This window comes from Actinoallomurus sp. NBC_01490 (assembly GCF_036227085.1).
In the GTDB taxonomy this organism is placed as follows: Bacteria; Actinomycetota; Actinomycetes; order Streptosporangiales; family Streptosporangiaceae; genus Actinoallomurus; species Actinoallomurus oryzae.
The window spans coordinates 5,936,325-5,953,953 of record NZ_CP109433.1 but is presented as its reverse complement, the minus strand read 5'-3'; the positions used below and the strand labels follow the sequence as shown (position 1 = coordinate 5,953,953).

The window sequence follows — 17,629 nt, the reverse complement described above, 5'->3', positions numbered from 1 at the left end:
TCCTTGCGTACAGGTTGCGTCGCAGGTCAGGCAAGTGCCACGAGATCGGAAAATTCGTCACTCCAAATATCTTCCACACCATCCGGAAGCAAGATCACTCTTTCCGGTTGGAGCGCCTCCACCGCACCCTCATCATGAGTCACGAGAACGATGGCGCCGGCGTACGAGCGGAGGGCCCCGAGGATCTCCTCCCGGCTCGCCGGATCGAGGTTGTTGGTGGGCTCGTCGAGGAGCAGGACGTTGGCGCTGGAGACCACGAGCGTCGCGAGGGCGAGGCGCGTCTTCTCCCCGCCGGACAGCACGCGCGCGGGCTTGTCGACGTCGTCCCCGGCGAACAGGAACGAGCCCAGGATCTTGCGGACCTCGACCTCCGGCAGGTCGGGTGCTGCCGAGCGCATGTTCTCCAGGACCGTACGGCCGAGGTCGAGCGTCTCGTGCTCCTGGGCGTAGTAGCCGAGCCGCAGGCCGTGCCCGTCGATCCGCTCGCCGGTGTCGGCCTTCTCGACGCCGGCGAGCAGGCGCAGAAGCGTCGTTTTGCCCGCTCCGTTCAGGCCGAGGACCACCACGCGGCTGCCTCGATCAACGGCCAGGTCGACATCCGTGAAGACTTCCAACGAACCGTACGATTTCGACAAAGCTCGCGCCATGAGCGGCGTTTTGCCGCACGGAGCGGGTGCGGGGAAGCGAATCCTGGCGACTTTGTCGGCCCTGCGCTCCTCCTCGACGCCCGCGAGCAGGCGCTGCGCCCGCCGCTCCATCTGCTGGGCGGCCTTGGCCTTCGTGGCCTTGGCGCGCATCTTGTCGGCCTGGGACTGCAGGGTGCTTGCCTGGCGCTCGGCGTTGGCGCGCTCGCGCCTGCGGCGCCGCTCGTCGGTCTCCCGCTGGGCGAGGTACTTCTTCCAGCCCACGTTGTAGATGTCGATCACGTTGCGGTTCGCGTCGAGGTGGAAGACCTTGTTGACGACCACGTCGAGCAGGCCGACGTCGTGGCTGATCACGATGAGGCCGCCCTGGTGGCTCTTGAGGAAGTCGCGCAGCCAGCTGATGGAGTCGGCGTCGAGGTGGTTCGTCGGCTCGTCGAGGAGCAGCGTGTCGGCGCCGGAGAACAGGATGCGGGCCAGCTCGACGCGGCGCCGCTGGCCGCCGGACAGGGTGCGCAGCGGCTGGCCGAGCACCCGGTCGGGCAGGTTGAGGCTGGAGGCGATCGAGGCGGCCTCGGCGTCGGCGGCGTAGCCGCCGAGGACGTGCAGCCGCTCCTCCAGCCGGCCGTAGCGGCGGACGGCCTTGTCGCGCTCGGCGCCCTCGGCGGTCGCCATGCGCTCCTCGGCCTCCCGCATCTGCCTGATCACCTCGTCCAGGCCACGGGCGGACAGGATGCGCTCGCGGGCGAGGACGTCGAGGTCGCCGGTGCGCGGGTCCTGCGGCAGGTAGCCGACCGTGCCCGAACGGGTCACCTGGCCCGACGCGGGCAGCCCCTCACCGGCGAGCACGCGCGTGAGGGTGGTCTTGCCGGCGCCGTTGCGGCCCACGAGGCCGACCCGGTCGCCGGGATTGACGCGGAACGAGGCGCCTTCGAGCAGCAGACGGGCGCCGGCTCGCAGTTCGATGCCTTGGGCAGTGATCACGGTGAGAACGCTCCTGGGGGGCGGGCTGGGCGACTGCGGACGTCGAAAAGGGCGCCGCCCGTGGCCCTGTGCGGCCCGGCCGCGCCCTGGGAGCGCCTGATCAGCTCGCAAGCATGGCGTCAGTCTACGGGAGACGGCGACCGGTCACGAACACCGGCCGGGCCGCGCGGCGCGCATCGGCCGTACGAGGCGACCGCGGCCTGCGTCATCCCGGCTTACGGGGGAATGTTCGAGTCGTGATCCGGGAGCACGTGCTGGCGGGGTACGTCGATGACGCGGGTGGCCGTGAGGCTCTGGCGCTCGCGCGGAGCATCGCGGAGGTGACCGGTGCGCGGCTCACGGTGGCCGCGGTGCACTCGCCGGAGCGCGCCGCCTCGGCGGTCGAGGCGCTGACGGCGCTCGATCACGCCGCCGCCCTGCTCGGGGAGTTCCCGGCCGACCTCGTGACGCACGAGAGCCGCAGCGCCAGCCGGGGGCTGTCGGTGCTGGCGAGCCGGACCGGCGCCGGCCTGATCGTGATCGGCTCGCCGCCGGGCGGCGCGCACGGGCGGATCAACCTGGGCGGGACCGCCGACCACCTGCTGCACGCCGCGACCCAGACGGTGCTGCTCACACCCGAGGGGCACACGCCGTCCGGCGCGCCGGAACGGATCACCGTGGCGTATGTCCGCCGGCCGCAGTGCGAGGAGGCCGTCGCGGCGGCGGCGTCCGCCGCGGCGCGGCTGGGCGTGCCGCTGCGCCTGGTCACGCTCGCCCTCGACGGCGTCGATGAGAACCCGCTGCGCGACGACCTGGCGCTGGCGATCAGGACGGCCGCCGAGAGTCCCGGGCTGGACCCCGGCGAGGTCCAGGCCGCCGTCGGCACGGGCGACGACGTGGCGGCGGCCGTCGCGGACCTCGACTGGAGCGACGGCGACCTGCTGGTCTGCGCCAGCAGCGAGGACGCCCCGGTGCACCGGGTGTTCCTGGGCGAGATCGCGTTCAAGATGGTGCGCGCGGCGCCGTGCCCGGTCGCGGTGCTGCCCCGGGGGCGTCCCTGACCCGCGGAGTGACCGGTGCCCGCAGGCGGGAGGCGGGCGGGCCGAGTCCGAACCGTGATCCGTGCCACGCAACGGCGGGGCGCGCACCGGCGTCTCATGGCCATGCGCATCAGGCATCTCGCTCGTCTCGCCCTCGTGCTGGCCGTCGCCACCGCCGGTCTCGCGCTCATGCGCCCGTCGTGGGCGTGCGGCTGCGGCGCGCTCATCACCTCCACGCGATCCGGGGTCGACGTGGCGGACGAGACGTCCATCGTCCGCTACGACGGCGGGCAGGAGGAGATCGTCATGCGGCTGTCGGTGCGTTCGCAGGCACGGGACGCCGCGTGGCTGATGCCGACGCCCGCGCGGGCCCGGGTGACGCTCGGTGAGAGCGACTGGTTCGACCAGCTCGACCGGCTGACCGAGCCGGCCGTCGTACGGCACCGGCGGTGGCTGCCGCGCCTCGGCGGCGACAGGACGGTCGGCGCCGAGGCGCCGAGAACGGGTGACGGGGTCGGGGTGCTCGGCCGGCAGCGGCTCGGCCCGTTCGAGGTGACCACGCTGTCCGCCGGCGACTCGGGCGCGCTGGCCTCGTGGCTGACCGCGCACGGCTACCGGCTCCCCGGGCGCCTGGCCGAGGCGCTGAAGCCGTACGTCGCGCGGCACTGGACCTATACCGCGATCAAGCTCGCACCGCGGCAGGGCCGCCTCACCGGCGCGCTGGACCCGCTGCGCGTGACCTTCGCCGCCGACGCCCCGGTCTATCCGATCCGGCTGTCCCGGCTGGCCGCGTCACCGCAGTCGGTGCACCTGTACGTCCTCGCGCCGCACCGCGTCTCGATCTCGGGGCTCAGCATGCTCACGACGTACGCGGGCCGGGTCACGCCCTCGATGGTCGCCTCACCGGGACTGCGCTCGATGGTCGGTGACGGCGCGTTCCTGACCGAGGTGGTACGGCACGGCGTCCCGCCGGCCGACTTCACCGACGACCTCCGGCTCGGCTACACGGCCGACACCCCGTACCGGGAGGTGGAGAACGTCGACGGCGGTCTCGTCACGTTCCTCGGCGTCCCCGCGTACCTGTGGTTCATCGCCGGCGTCCTTCTCGTCATCGTCGCCGGGGCCGCGGCGGCCCTGGTCTCAGCCCGGCGCGCGGCGCGCGCACGGCGCGGAGCCGCGGCGGCGTCTCCTGGCACGGACGGGACCACGGGCGAGAACCGGCCGGGGAGCCCTCCCGCCGTCCCGCGGCGCTGAGGTCCCGGGTCTTCCCCTTTGCCCTTGACGGAACCCAAATGATGATCACGGTTGGCCGTCCGGCCGGTTTGGCTTTCCCGGCCCGGTGGGAGGACTCAGGGCATGTGGATCGCTCCCGAACGACGGCGCGCGCACCGCTGGATCGCGCCGTTCCTCGCCGTGGCCGCGGGTGTGGCGGTCGGGGCAACCGTGGCGCTGCGCGGGCAGACCGAGACCGGGCTGGTGGCCGCCGCCGTCCTGCTGGCGTACGCCCTGCTCCTCGGGGCGAGGGGCGGCGAGTCGTCCAGCGGATCGCACGACACGTTCGGCGCGGCCGGCGGCCGGAGCGGCGGCCACACGCGTGCCGCGGCGGCGACCTGCGACGTGCTGGTGGCGGTGATCGTGGCGGCGCTCATCGTGCAGGCGCTGCGCGGCGCGGAGATCTGGGTGCTGGCGGGCCTGGCGGCCATCGCCTGCATCACCTATCTCATCGCCATCCTCAGCATCAGCTGGTACTGACGTCCTGCCGGTCTCACGGTCACCGGCTCCCGGCCTCCGGCAAGTGATCGGGGCATCGGCGGCGGGCACCCGAATTATCGGTGAACAGTCCGCAAACACCGACAAATCACCCATAAAGTCACGCAGAATCACCACGTGACCGGGCGAAGCGAGGGAGACAGAAGGCACGGCATCGTGACCGCGGGGCCGGCGTGGGAGGGCCCGTGACCGAGTACGCCTCCTATCCGGGCGGCCCGCAGGGCTCTTTCGCGCGACGCGACGACGGCGGCGGGGCCGCGCCGCCGCCACACGTCGCCCTCCATCCCGTCCTCGACCTGGAGACCGGCGCCGTCGTCGCGGTGAGCGCGCCGGCCGGCCGGATCACCGACGGCGAGTCCGACGTCGACCGGGCGATCCTCGCGGCCCGCGCCACGGCTCGGCGCGAGACCCTCCTGCCGCTCCACGTGGCCCTGCGCGCCGCCACACTCGCCGACGACCGCGGCATGGACCGCCTGCACCGGACGTTCATGAGCGTCGGGCGCCGGCCGGGCGGCGTGGTCATCTCGGTGAGCGGCCTGTTCGGCGGCATGCCCCCGCAGGAGGCCGTCGCGCGGCTCGGCCGGCTGCGGGCCACGGGTTATCTGATCGCCATCGAGCACGCGGCCGACCTGCCGGCGCGTTTCGTCGCCGAGGTCGCGCCGTCCGTACTCACGCTCGACCCGGAACTGACCCGGCGCGCGCCGGCGGACCCCTGGCGCGCGGCCCTGGTCGACGCCCTGGTCTCGCTGGGCCGGCGCACGGGCGGTCACGTGCTCGCCCCCGGCGTCGTCGACGACGAACAGCTCGTCAGGCTGCGCGGGCTCGGGGTCCGGCTGGCCCAGGGGCCGCTGCTCGCCGCACCGGACTGGCGGCCGGGCATGCCCGTCGCGGTGCGGCCGGGACCGCGCGAGACCGACCGGCTCGGCCCGCGGGTGACGGAGTTCATGCTGCCCGCCGCCGTCATGTCCGACGCCGTGACCGCGGACGAGGTCTTCTCCGCCTTCGACGCCGAGCCCACGACGACCAGCGTGGTCCTGGTGGATCCGGCGCAGCGGCCGCGGTACACGATCGACCGGACGCGGTTCCTGCTCAAGCTCGCCGGGGCGTACGGCCATGCCCTGCACGCGCACAAGCCCGCCGCGCGCCTGGCCGATCCGCCCCGGCCGGTGCCGCGCACCGTACCGGCGATCGCCGCGCTGCGCGCCGCCGGCGACGACGCCTCGCGGGTGTACGACGACCTGGTGGTCGTGGACGAGGTCGGCCGCTGCCTGGGCATCGCCCGGGTCGGCGACCTCATCCGCAGCCTCGCGGATTTGTACATCTAGCTTTATAAGTCTTAGTTTACGAATTGTGGTGGATGAGGCAGGCGAGGAGCGCACGGCCTCCGATCTCCGTGTGGCGCTCGGCCGGATCGTACGGCGGCTGCGGCAGGCGCACGAGCCCGGTGAGCTGACGCTGTCGGAGGTGTCGGCGCTGTCGCGGCTCGACCGGGACGGCCCCGCGACGCCCGGCGCGCTGGCCGGCGGCGAGCGCGTGCGGCCGCAGGCGATGGGGACCACGCTGGCGGCGCTCGAACAGCGCGGCCTCGTGGCGCGGATGCCCGACCCGGACGACGGGCGCCGCGTGTCGATGTCGATCACCGAAGAGGGCCGTCAGATCCTGCTCGACCGGCGTTCGGCGAGCGTGCGCCGCCTGAGCCGGGCGCTCACGGACGGGTTCAGCCCCGAGGAGCGACACCGCCTGATCGAGGTCATCCCGCTGCTCGAACGCCTGGCGGACAGCCTGTGACGCACGGCGACCGGTACAAGTGGACGGCCCTGTCCAACACCACGCTCGGCGTGCTCATGGCCTCGGTGGACGGCTCCATCGTGATCATCTCGATGCCGGCGATCTTCCGGGGCATCGGGCTGGACCCGCTCTCGCCCTCCAACATCGGCTACCTGCTGTGGATGATCCTCGGGTACCTGCTCGTCGCGGCCGTGCTCGTGGTGGCGCTCGGGCGGCTCGGCGACATGTTCGGCCGCGTCCGGCTCTACAACCTCGGCTTCATGGTCTTCGCGGTGGCCTCGCTGGCGCTGTCGGTCGACCCCTTCCACGGCGGGTCGGGGGCGCTGTGGCTGATCGGGTGGCGCGTCGTCCAGGGCATCGGCGGGGCGATGCTGACGGCCAACTCCGCGGCCATCCTCACCGACGCGTTCCCGCTCGAACAGCGCGGCATGGCGCTCGGCATCAACCAGATCACCGCGCTGGCCGGGCAGTTCCTCGGCCTGCTGGCCGGCGGGTTGCTCGCCGAGCTCGACTGGCGCGCGGTGTTCTGGGTCAGCGTGCCGATCGGCGTCTTCGGCACCATCTGGTCCTACCACAGCCTGCGCGAGGTCGGCTCGCCGAGCGCGGCACGCATCGACTGGCTCGGCAACCTCACCTTCGTGAGCGGCGCGCTGGTCCTGCTCGCCTCGATCACGTACGGGATCCAGCCGTACCGCGGTCACGCCACCGGCTGGACCAACCCCTGGGTGCTCGGCGGGATGGGCGGCGGCGTGCTCCTCCTGGCGGCGTTCTGCGCCGTGGAGACGCGCGTCGCCGAGCCGATGCTGCGCCTGGGGCTGTTCCGGATCCGGGCGTTCGCGGCCGGCAACCTCGCGGCGCTGCTCACCGCGGTCGCGCGGGGCGGCATGCAGTTCATGCTGATCATCTGGCTGCAGGGGATCTGGCTGCCGCTGCACGGCTACGACTACGAGCGCACGCCGCTGTGGGCGGGCATCTACATGCTTCCGCTGACCGCCGGCTTCCTCGTGGCGGGCCCGGTCTCGGGCTACCTGTCGGACCGGTTCGGCGCCCGGCTGTTCTCCACCGGCGGCCTCGCGGTGGTCTGCGCGGCCTTCGTCGGGCTGCTGTCCCTGCCGGTCGACTTCCCGTACTGGGCGTTCGCGGCCCTGCTGTTCGCCAGCGGCGTGGGGCAGGGCATGTTCTCGGCGCCGAACACCTCGGCCATCATGAGCAGTGTTCCGCCCGGCCAGCGCGGCGTGGCCTCCGGAATGCGGTCGACGTTCCAGAACTCCGGGACCGCGCTGTCGATCGGGGTGTTCTTCTCCCTGATGATCGCGGGCCTGGCGAGCTCGCTGCCGCACACGCTGTCGGCCGGGCTGCAGGCCCAGTCGGTGCCCGCGGCCGACGCCACACGCGTGGCCACACTGCCGCCGGTCAGTACGCTGTTCGCTGCGTTCCTGGGCAACAACCCGATCGGGCACCTGCTCGGGTCGAACGGCCTGCTGGACACGCTCCCGGCCGGCGACCGGGCGACGCTCACCGGTAAGACGTTCTTTCCCGAACTGGTCTCCGGGCCGTTCCACCACGGCCTGGTGCTCGTGTTCACCGCCGCCGCCGTCATGGCGGCCATCGCCGCGCTGGGTTCCGCCCTGCGCGGCACCCGATATGTCCACATTGAGGAGAAAGCATGAGCGACGCGCTCAGGGCCGAGACCGTCACCATCAAGGGGCACGACGACGACGAGATCGAGGCGTACCTCGCCCGGCCGCTGGGCGACGAGCCACGGGGTGGTGTCGTCGTCATCCACCACATGCCCGGCTACGACGCGGCGACCAAGGAGATGGTGCGCAGGTTCGCCGCGCACGGCTACGCCGCGCTGTGCCCGAACCTGTACTCACGTGAGGCGCCGGGGGCGGACCCGGACGACGCCGCGGCGACCGTGCGCGCGGCCGGCGGCGTGCCGGACGAGCGGCTCGTCGGCGACGTCGACGGCGCCGCGCGGTACCTCAACTCCCTGGAGGGCGCGAACGGCAAGATCGGGGTCATCGGCCACTGCTCCGGCGGCCGGCAGACCTTCCTGTCCGCGTGCTCGCTCCAGATCGACGCCGCGGTGGACTGCTACGGCGCGTTCGTCGTGGGCGACCCGCCGGCCGGCATGCCTCCGACCATGAAGCCGATCCTGGGCCTGGCGCCGCGGCTGTCCTGCCCGCTGCTCGGCCTGTTCGGCGCCGAGGACAAGTTCCCCTCCCCCGCGGAGACCGCGAAGCTGTCCGAGGAGCTGGACCGGCTCGGCAAGGAGCACGAGTTCCACACCTACGAGAACGCCGGGCACGCGTTCTTCGCCGTCGACCGCCCGTCGTACCGGGTCGAGGCCGCCGTGGACGGCTGGGGCAAGATCTTCGACTTCTTCGGCCGCTACCTCTGAGGCGGAACCCATGTGCACCTACCAGACCCACAAGATCAAGATCAGCGGCAGTGGTAAGGCCAAGATGGGCTGGATCAGTCTCAAAGAGGCCGCCGTCTACGTCGACCACCCCGTCCACCTGCAGCAGGACCACTCGGTCAACATCGACTTCGCCGACCCGGCGCGGGGACCGTCCGCTCGGGTCGCGGTGGAGCTGACCGAGGAGGCGGCCCTCGCGCTCGCCGACGCGATCCACGAGGCGATCGCCGCCGCCCCGCCGGGCCTCGCCGCCGCGGGCACCCGTCCCTGAGGGACCGTCCGGGGCCCCTGCTCGCGGAGTGGTGGAGCGGGGCCCCGGACGTCTCTGACCCGGCGCTGGCCCGCGCGTTGCCGTAATCGCACCCGGACGGGGGTATTCACCCGGCGTCGTACGCCGGCTCGCGCACCCGTCCGCCGCTCCGCCGGCAGAGGGGAAGTGAGTGCGGGGGAGCGCCGGATGCGAATCGCGGGACGCACGCGAGGCGCGCCGTCCGGCCGCGCGTGCCTCACCGTGCTGCTCCTGGCGATCACGCTCGGCGGCCTGGCCGGCTTCGTCGTGGGCGCCGGGCCGGCGAACCGCGACTCGGCGGCGGTGCTCCTCGCGGCGAACCGGCTCGAACGGCTGATGGCCGATCTGGAGCAGAGCCAGCTGAGGTACCTCGCCACCGGGAACACGCGCTCGCTGCGCCCGTGGCAGGCCGCCCGCACCGCCCTCCCCCGGCAGGCCGCGGCGCTGCAGCGGCTCGCCGCCGAGAACGGCTCGGAGCAGGACCGGCGGGCGCGGGAGATCGTCCGTGCCGCGACGGCCTACCTCCGCGAGCACGCGGAACCCCTCATGACCATGGCGCGGCGTGACCGCCACGGCGCCCGGGCCCTGGTCACGCACGCGGAGGGACGGCGGCGCATCGAGACGATCCGGCGGAAGTTCGACCACTTCGCCGACGTCCAGCAGCGGCTGGTCCGGGCGCGGGAGCGGGACGCCGTACCGGCCGTACGCCGCATGACCGCGGCCGCCGCCGGCGTCTCGGGCTGCCTCCTGCTCGCCTTCCTGGCCTCCGGCCTCGTCAGGCGACGCCGCGGACCCGGCACGCGCGTGGGCCTCGAATGGCTGGACCTGGGCCGGCTTCGCCGGACCTCCGGCGAGCGCGAGGGGCTGCGGCGGCTCGCCGCGCTCGCGGCCGGAAAGGCCTCGCCGGAGGAGATCGCCGCCGAGACCGCCCGTCAGATGGGGCGGGTCCTGCGTGCCGAACACACGATGATCTGCCGGTACGAACCCGACGGCACGGTGCGGGTGACCGGGCACTGGAGCGTGCCCGGCGCGCCCCCGGTCATGCCGCCGGCGGAGGGGCACTGGCCGGTGGAGGACGACCACGTCACCGCCGCGGTCCGGCGGACCGGTCGCCCGGCGCGCCTGCACGGTGACCGGGCGGCGGCCGGCGCCCTCGGCGACTGGCTGGCGGCGAACGAGATCCGCCGGTTCGCCGGCTGCCCAATCCTGACCGGCGAGCGGCTCTGGGGCATGGCCGCCGTGCTCTTCCGCTCGCCCCTGCGCCGGACGGCGCGGGCGGAGCAGACCATGCGGCAGTTCGCCGCGCTGGTCGGCGTCGGGCTGGAGAACGCCGCGCACCGCGCGGAGCTGGCCGCCTCCCGGGTACGTCTGATCGAGGCCGCCGACGCGGCCCGCCGCCGGATCGAACGCCACCTGCACGAGAGCACCCAGCAGCGGCTGGTCGCCGTCGGCCTGGAGTTGAGCGCCGTCGAGAGGACCGTGCCGGCGGGAATGGAGGAGCTGAGGGGGCAGGTGTCCACCGCGGCGCGCGAGCTGAGGGAGGTCATCGAGGGCCTGCAGGACGTCGCGCGGCAGTTGCATCCGGCGTTCCTGCTCAGGCGGGGCCTGGAGCCGTCGTTGCGCGCGCTCGCCCGGCGCACGCCCCTCCCCGTGGATCTGGAGGCGCACGGCCGGCAGCCACCGTCGTGGAACAGCGCGATGACCGTGTACTACGTGGTGGCGGAGGCGCTCACCAACGCGGTGCTGCACGCGCACGCCTCCGTCGTGCGGGTCCGGCTCGAACTGGAGGACGAGGTACGGCTGCGGATCGACGACGACGGCGTCGGCGGAGCCCACCCGTATCCGGGCTCGGCCCTCGCCCACCTGCGCGACCGCGCCGAGGCGCTGGGCGGCGAGTTCACGATCGACAGCCCGGTCGGCGGTGGGACGTCCGTACGCGTGACCATCCCCGCCGACTCGCCTCCGGCCGGTCCGGCGTCCGCCTGACGGACCGTCCGGCACCCTGCCGCACCGCGAGGCCTCCGGACGCCGTCCGACGCCGACGGCCGCAAACGGCCGGGAATGTCGTGATTTCGTTGCATTCGCAGCGATGCGCACCGAGCGCGTCGCGCGGGATGATGACACGGTGCGGAACCCACCCGAGGAACACTCCCTTGCGGTGTGGATATGGCCGCGGGCGCTGCCGCTCCGGGAGATCTTCGGCGCCGCGTGGGACGATCCGGAGATCCGCGCGCGCTTCCTCACCCTCGTCGGCCAGTGGCACACGCGGCACCCCGCGCCCCGGCCCGATCCGGGTCCGGGCGGCGGACCGCGTCCGGGCCAGTGGATGTGGCACCCGCCCGCACACAGCATCTACGACTCCCACACGTACGAGGAGACCGGCGACGACTGGCTGGAGATCGCGGTCCGGATGGAGAACGCCGACTACTTCCCCGGCCACTGCCGTATCGAGGCATCGCTGACGGTCGCCTGCCGCTGCGACAGCCCCCACGACCGGCACACGATCGTGGAGACCCGGTGGCGCTCCGGCACCCCGGCGGCCACGCTGGACGCGCTCACCACGGTGCTGCGCGACACCGACCAGTGGCTCGCCGGCTCCCGCCGCCCCGACTGGTGGCGACGCCGCTCCGGTCTCGCCTAGCACGCGTCTCAGCGCCCCGCCGTCCTGCCGCCCGCGACGCCGGGACGCGTCCCGGAGACGGTGGTCCGGCCGTGGCCGGACCACCCGTCGTCCCCGCCTATCCGGGCTGGAGCGTGTAGGTGAGGAAGTTGCCGGGCAGGCGCTCGTCCGCGGCGCCCTCGGTGACCGCGCGGACGAGCAGCTCGCCGCCCACGAACGCCCCGTGCCACGAGGCGCCCAGCCCGCCGAACAGCTCGTCGCGGTCGCCGCGCGAGCGCGGCTCGCCGATGCCGACCTTGAAGGCGCGGACCTCGGCGGCGATGCGCCGCGCCGTCGCCTCGTCGTCGCAGGAGAGGCTCGCGACGAGCGCGCCGTTGGAGGCGTTCATCGCGGCCAGCAGCTCCGCCTCGGTGTCGACCAGCACGATCGTGTCGACCGGGCCGAACGGCTCGGCGTGGTGCAGCGGCGAGGAGGACGGCGGTCCCAGGATCGTCACCGGCGCGAAGTAGGCCGAGGTGTCCTGGCCCGGCAGGAACCGGCCGTCCGCCACCGAACCGCGGTGGAGCGGCACCCCGCCGCGCGCGATCGCCTCGTCGACCTGGCCGGCCAGCTCCTTGGCCTTGGCGTCGTTGATGAGCGGCCCGAAGTCCAGCTCGGGCAGCGGGTCGCCCGGATCCTCCACGGCCAGCGGATGGCCGAAGCGCACCTGGCCGACGGCCGGCAGGTACGCCGCGAGGAACCGGTCGAACAGGGAGCGCTGCACCACGAACCGCGGGTACGCCGTGCAGCGCTGCTTGGCGTAGTCGAACGTCTTACGGATCTGCCCGGCCAGCCGCGGCCAGTCGGAGTACTCCCACACGCCCCAGCAGTTGAGCCCCTCCTGTTCGAGGACGTGACGCTTGCCGAGGTCGGCGACGGCCGCGGCCACGTGCGCGCCGGTGTCGCGACCGCCGACGAAGGAGACGCAGCCGATCTCCGGCGCGCGGACCAGGGCCGCCGACAGCTCACGGCCGGCTCCGCTGACGAGGGTGAGCGGCAGTCCCTCCGCCGCCGCCAGGGCGCACGCGAGGGTGAGGCAGGCGAGGCCGCCGTCGGTGGGCGTCTTGGCGATCGCCGCGTTGCCCGACAGCACCTGGACGAGCATGGCGTGCATGAGCACGCTCATCGGGTAGTTCCAGCTCGCGATGTTGCTGACCGGCCCCTCGATCGGGCGGCGGCCGGCGATCATCCGGTCGATCTCCCCGACGTACCAGCGGACGCCGTCGATGGCGCGGTCGACGTCGGCGGTGGCGAGCCGCCACGGCTTGCCGATCTCCCACACCAGGAGCAGCGCGAGCAGGTCGCGGTGCGCGGCCAGTGCGTCGAGGGTCGCGCCGACACGGGCCCGGCGCTCCGCGAGCGGCGTGTGCCGCCACTCCCGGTGCCGGTCGAGCGCGGCCCGTACGGCGGCCGTGGCGCCCGCTGCCGGCAGCAGCGGCGGCCCGGCGATGGGCGTGCCGTCCACCGGCGACGTGGCGGGCCCCGGCTCGCCGTCACGGCGCCACCGGCCGCCCCAGTGGTTACGAACCCGGTCGTCGTCGAACGCCTCGGGAGCGGCAGCCTGGCAGCGCCCGTACGCGTCGGCCCACCGCGTACCCGGCTTGATGCTCAGCGTCATCCTGTCCTCCGCATACTGTATGCGATCACTGGCCGACAAAAAACGCCGGTTCGGGGACGGGCTCGTACTCCGTGATCGCGTCCAGCGACGCGCCCATCGCCGCGTTCGCCTCGCGTTCGACCATGACCTCGACGAGCACCGGCAGGCGGGCGCGTTCGCTCTCCTCGGTCGCCCACGCCAGCGCCCCGCGGATGTCGTCCGGGCGCTCGACCCGCCGTGCCGGGCAGCCGAAGGCGTCCATGAGCTTGACGTGGTCGACGCCGCCCTCGCCGTAGTGGAGGTCGACGGCGTAGTTCATGTCGTACGGGAGCTCCGCCTGGCGGATCAGCCCGAGATACTCGTTGTTGATCATGACGACGACGAACGGGATCCGGTACTGCGCCGCGACCGCGATCTCCTCCATCAGGAACTGGAAGGAGTAGTCGCCCGCGACGGCCACGACCGTACGGTCCGGGTGGGCGCACTTGACGCCCATCGCCGCCGGCACCTCCCAGCCGAGCGGCCCGGCCTGCCCGCACACGAGGTAGCGGCGCGGCAGGTACGTGCGCTGGAACTGACCCGACCAGATCTGGTACAGCCCGATCGCGGTGACGAACGTGGTGTCCGGGCCGAAGAAGTCGTTGATCTCCCGGAAGACGCGCGGCGGCTTGATCGGGACGTCGTCGAAGTCGTCGCGCCGGGGCAGGACGGCGCGCAGCTCGGCGACCCGGCCCGCCCACTCCCCCGGCCGCCGGGCGGGACCCGCCGCGCGCGCGTGGTCCAGCAGCGCCGCGAGCGCGGGCCGGGCGTGCGCGACGACGCCGAGGTCCGGCTCGAACACCTTGCCGATCTGCGTCGGCTCGATGTCGACGTGGATGAACCGACGGCCGCGCCGGTACGTCTCCAGGTCGCCGGTGTGCCGGTCGCCGAACCGCGCTCCGACCGCCAGCACCGTGTCCGACTCCAGGAACGCCGCGTTGCCCCACCGGGTCTGGGTCTGGATGCCGGCCATCCCGGCGAACAGCGGATGGTCCTCGGGAAAGGCGCCCTTGCCCATCAGCGTGACCTGCACCGGGATCTGGAGGTACTCGGCCAGCGCCCGCAGCTCGGCGTCCGCGCCGGCGACGATGACGCCGCCGCCGGCGAGGATGAGCGGCCGCTCGGCGCCCAGGAGCATCTCCACCGCCGCGCGCACCGGCTCGGGCCGTGGCGCGGGGGCCTCGACCGGCAGCGGACCGTCGAGGGCCGGGTCGTACCGGCATTCACCGCGCTGGACGTCGAGGGGCAGGTCGATCAGGACGGGCCCCGGGCGGCCCGAGCGCGCCACGCGGAACGCCTCCCGGAACACCCACGGCGCCTGGGCCGGCTCCTTGAGCTGTACCGCCCACTTGCACACCGGCCGCGCGACCTCGACGATGTCCACCGCCTGGAACGCCTCCTGGTGCAGCTTGGCCCGCGGCGCCTGGCCGGTGACGCAGACGATCGGCACCGAGTCGGCGAGCGCGGTGTACAGGCCGGTGATCATGTTGGTGCCCGCCGGGCCGGACGTGCCCGCGCAGACGCCCACGTTGCCGGTGACGCGGGCCCACCCGTCGGCGGCGTGTGTGCCGCCCTCCTCGTGCCGCACGGTGACGTGCCGGATCCGGCTGGTGCGCAGGGCCGCGTAGAACGGCAGGATCGCCGCTCCCGGGATGCCGAAGACCGTGTCGACGCCCTCGGACTCCAGGACGCGGACGGCCGCCTCCATGCAGGGGATTCTGTTCACGCCCGGTCCTTCCCGGAGATGTTCTCGACCACCTTGAGCAGGGCCGAGTGGTCGAGTGAGCCGTGGCCCTGGGAGCGGGCGGCGGCGATGAGCTGGGCGACCAGCCCGGTCATCGGCAGGGCCACGTCCGCCTCGCGGGCGGCCGCGAGGGCGATACCCATGTCCTTGTGGTGCAGGTCGATGCGGAAACCGGGGGTGAACTCCCGGTTCACCATCGACGCGCGTTTGAGGTCGAGGACGCGGCCGCCCGCCAGCCCGCCGGCGAGTACGTCCAGGCCGGTCCGGCCGTCGACGCCGGAGGCCTCCAGCAGCACGAGCGCCTCGGCGACCAGCGCGTACACCCCGCCGACCACGAGCTGGTTGGCTGCCTTGACGGTCTGGCCCGCGCCCGCGGGCCCGACGTGGGCGACGGTGGTGCCGAGCACCTCGAACAGGGGCGCCGCGGCGGCGAAGTCCGCCTTCTCTCCGCCCACCATGATGGACAGCCGTCCCTCGACGGCTCCCGGCTCGCCGCCGCTGACCGGCGCGTCCAGCACCCGTACGCCGGCGGCGGCGCCCGCCCGCGCGAGGCGGCGGGCCGTCTCCGGCCGTACCGTGCTCATGTCGATGTAGAGCGTGCCCCGCCGGGCCTGCCGCAGGACGCCGTCCGGGCCGAGCGCGACGGCCTCGACGTCCGGCGAGTCGGGGAGCATGGTGATGACGACGTCCGCGCCGGCCACGGCGTCGGCCAGGTCGGCCGCGCCGCGTCCGCCCGCCGCCACCAGCCGCTCGACGCGCTCGGCGCCCAGGTCGTGGCCGACGACGGAGTGACCGGCCCGCGCCAGGTTGGCCGCCATCGGGCCGCCCATGACGCCGAGGCCGATGAAACCGATGTTCTTCACGCGTTCTCCTTGGTGGGGAGCCATCCGAAGCTGTCCGCGCTCGGCCCGGCGGGCCGGTACTCCAGCCCGACGAAGCCCGCGTAGCCGGACGCGCCGAGCGCGGCGAACACGTCGCCGAACGGCAGGTCCCCCGTGCCGGGCCGGCCGCGTCCCGGCACGTCGGCGATCTGGACGTGCCCGAAGTAGGCGGCGTGGCGTTCGATGACGGCGATCGGGTCCTCGCCCATCCGGGCGAGGTGGTAGAGGTCGGCCAGGAACGCGACGTTCCCGGTGCCCGCCTGCTCGCGGACGCGGTCGATCACCGACAGCGCGGCGTCCGTGGAGGTCAGCGGATAGCCGGGGTTCTCAGATGAGTTCAGCGCCTCGACGACGACGGTGGCGTCGCATCGCCGGGCCGCCTCCGCCGCCAGGCCGAGGTTGGTGGCGGCCAGGTCGTCCTGCGCGTGCGGGTCCAGGCCGGGGACCCGGTTGCCGTACAGGGCATTGAGCACCCGGCAGCCGGTCGCCTCGGCGATTCCGACGGCCACGTCGATGTTCGCGCGGAACCGGGCGGAGCCGTCCGGGCGGGACAGCAGGCCGCGTTCACCGGCGGCCATGTCGCCGGCGTCGAAGTTCAGCCCGGCGAGGTGGACGCCCGCGTCGCCGAGGGCGCGGAGCAGGGCGTCGACCTCGCGGTCGGCGGGTTCGGGGCCGGGGAACGGCCACCACAGCTCGACCGCGCCGAACCCGGCGGCCCGTGCCGCCGCCGGCCGTTCGAGCAGCGGTAGTTCGGTGAACAGGATGGACAGGTTGACGTCGAAACGCATGTCGCTCCTCGCGAGGCTCGCGGTCGCCACGGACGCCCGGCGAAAGCGGCGGATCTCCTCCGCCGCGGCGGACTCCGCGGTGACCGGCTCGTGGGGTCCGGCGGTGGTCAGCCGGTCGCGCCGGCCGAGGCGAGGCACTCGCGCATGAGGCGGGCGGTTTCGCTGGGGGTCTTGCCGACCCGGACACCGACCTTCTCCAACGCTTCCTTCTTGGCCTCGGCGGTACCGGACGAACCCGACACGATCGCACCGGCATGACCCATGGTCTTGCCCTCCGGCGCGGTGAACCCGGCGACATACCCGACCACCGGCTTGGTCACGTTCGCCTCGATGTAAGCCGCCGCGCGCTCCTCGGCGTCCCCGCCGATCTCCCCGATCATCACGATCGCATCGGTCTCCGGGTCGGCCTGGAACGCCTCCAGCGCATCGATGTGGGTGGTGCCGATCACCGGGTCACCACCGATCCCGATACAGGTCGAAAAACCGATGTCCCGCAGCTCGTACATCATCTGATACGTCAAAGTCCCCGACTTGCTCACCAGCCCGATCCGCCCCGGCGTGGTGATGTCGGCCGGGATGATCCCCGCGTTCGACTTCCCCGGCGAGGCCACCCCCGGGCAGTTCGGGCCGATGATCCGGGTCTTGTTGCCCTTGGCCACCGCATGCGCCCACGCCGCCGTCGAATCATGCACCGGGATCCCCTCGGTGATCACGATGCACAGCCCGATCTCCGCATCGATCGCCTCGATCACCGCGTCCTTGGAGAACTTCGGCGGCACGAACGCCACCGACACATCAGCCCCCGTGGCGGCCATCGCCTCAGCGACCGACCCGAACACCGGCAACTCCCGGCCCTCGTACGCGACCGTCTGCCCCGCCTTACGGGCGTTGACCCCACCCACGACGTTCGTACCCGCCCGCAGCATCCGCGCGGTGTGCTTCGACCCTTCCGAACCGGTCATCCCCTGCACGATGACCCTGCTGTCCTCGGTCAGCCAGACCGCCATC

16 protein-coding genes are annotated in these 17,629 nt (G+C 73.3%); 10 read left to right on the top strand and 6 right to left on the bottom strand.

Features of this window, described 5'->3' with window-relative positions; genetic code table 11:
- Positions 1–26 precede the first annotated feature (26 nt).
- Entirely contained in the window at positions 27–1,625 is a 1,599-nt protein-coding gene (locus tag OG417_RS27725) for an ABC-F family ATP-binding cassette domain-containing protein (RefSeq protein ID WP_329234323.1), read from the bottom strand.
- A gap of 236 nt (positions 1,626–1,861) precedes the next feature.
- Here OG417_RS27725 and OG417_RS27720 point away from each other — a divergent pair, with 236 nt between their 5' ends.
- From OG417_RS27720 to OG417_RS27675, 10 genes are all read left to right on the top strand, one after another.
- Entirely contained in the window at positions 1,862–2,665 is an 804-nt protein-coding gene (locus tag OG417_RS27720; protein ID WP_329234320.1) for a universal stress protein, read from the top strand.
- Positions 2,666–2,767: 102 nt separating this feature from the next.
- Positions 2,768–3,898 carry a DUF2330 domain-containing protein gene (locus tag OG417_RS27715; protein WP_329234316.1) on the top strand — a complete coding sequence of 377 codons (1,131 nt, stop codon included), beginning with the start codon at positions 2,768–2,770 and terminating at the stop codon, positions 3,896–3,898.
- A gap of 102 nt (positions 3,899–4,000) precedes the next feature.
- Complete coding sequence (locus tag OG417_RS27710) at positions 4,001–4,396, top strand: ABC transporter permease (RefSeq protein WP_329234312.1); 396 nt, start codon at positions 4,001–4,003, stop codon at positions 4,394–4,396.
- Positions 4,397–4,599: 203 nt separating this feature from the next.
- Complete coding sequence (locus OG417_RS27705; RefSeq protein WP_329234309.1) at positions 4,600–5,739, top strand: EAL domain-containing protein; 1,140 nt, start codon at positions 4,600–4,602, stop codon at positions 5,737–5,739.
- A gap of 25 nt (positions 5,740–5,764) precedes the next feature.
- On the top strand, positions 5,765–6,202 hold the full coding sequence (locus OG417_RS27700; RefSeq protein WP_329234306.1) for a MarR family winged helix-turn-helix transcriptional regulator: 438 nt from the start codon (positions 5,765–5,767) through the stop codon (positions 6,200–6,202).
- The gene (locus OG417_RS27695; RefSeq protein WP_329234303.1) at positions 6,199–7,872 is read left to right on the top strand and encodes an MFS transporter; all 1,674 of its coding nucleotides are present in this window, start codon (positions 6,199–6,201) and stop codon (positions 7,870–7,872) included. Before OG417_RS27700 ends, OG417_RS27695 begins: the two co-directional genes overlap by 4 nt.
- Positions 7,869–8,606 carry a dienelactone hydrolase family protein gene (locus OG417_RS27690; RefSeq protein ID WP_329234300.1) on the top strand — a complete coding sequence of 246 codons (738 nt, stop codon included), beginning with the start codon at positions 7,869–7,871 and terminating at the stop codon, positions 8,604–8,606. The genes OG417_RS27695 and OG417_RS27690 overlap by 4 nt, the downstream gene beginning before the upstream one ends.
- Positions 8,607–8,616: 10 nt before the next feature.
- The gene (locus OG417_RS27685; RefSeq protein WP_329234297.1) at positions 8,617–8,895 is read left to right on the top strand and encodes a DUF6295 family protein; all 279 of its coding nucleotides are present in this window, start codon (positions 8,617–8,619) and stop codon (positions 8,893–8,895) included.
- A 186-nt stretch (positions 8,896–9,081) separates the two neighbouring features.
- The gene (locus OG417_RS27680; RefSeq protein WP_329234293.1) at positions 9,082–10,899 is read left to right on the top strand and encodes a CHASE3 domain-containing protein; all 1,818 of its coding nucleotides are present in this window, start codon (positions 9,082–9,084) and stop codon (positions 10,897–10,899) included.
- Between the two features lie 103 nt (positions 10,900–11,002).
- A complete protein-coding gene (locus OG417_RS27675) occupies positions 11,003–11,554 on the top strand; it encodes a hypothetical protein (RefSeq protein WP_329234291.1) in 552 nt (183 codons plus the stop codon).
- Between the two features lie 97 nt (positions 11,555–11,651).
- Here the strand turns inward: OG417_RS27675 and OG417_RS27670 are convergent, their stop codons facing one another.
- The 5 genes from OG417_RS27670 to sucD form a co-directional block, all read right to left on the bottom strand.
- Positions 11,652–13,190: an aldehyde dehydrogenase family protein gene (locus OG417_RS27670; RefSeq protein ID WP_329234286.1), complete on the bottom strand. Its 1,539-nt coding sequence runs from the start codon at positions 13,188–13,190 to the stop codon at positions 11,652–11,654.
- A 25-nt stretch (positions 13,191–13,215) separates the two neighbouring features.
- A complete protein-coding gene (gcl, locus tag OG417_RS27665; RefSeq protein ID WP_442875765.1) occupies positions 13,216–14,916 on the bottom strand; it encodes a glyoxylate carboligase in 1,701 nt (566 codons plus the stop codon).
- Between the two features lie 14 nt (positions 14,917–14,930).
- A complete protein-coding gene (locus tag OG417_RS27660) occupies positions 14,931–15,815 on the bottom strand; it encodes a 2-hydroxy-3-oxopropionate reductase (RefSeq protein WP_442875581.1) in 885 nt (294 codons plus the stop codon).
- Positions 15,812–16,621 carry a hydroxypyruvate isomerase family protein gene (locus OG417_RS27655; protein WP_329262650.1) on the bottom strand — a complete coding sequence of 270 codons (810 nt, stop codon included), beginning with the start codon at positions 16,619–16,621 and terminating at the stop codon, positions 15,812–15,814. The genes OG417_RS27660 and OG417_RS27655 overlap by 4 nt, the downstream gene beginning before the upstream one ends.
- Positions 16,622–16,728: 107 nt before the next feature.
- Positions 16,729–17,628 (bottom strand): succinate--CoA ligase subunit alpha, encoded by a 900-nt coding sequence (gene sucD, locus OG417_RS27650; RefSeq protein WP_329234277.1) that lies wholly within the window; start codon positions 17,626–17,628, stop codon positions 16,729–16,731.
- Between the last annotated feature and the right edge of the window lies 1 nt (position 17,629).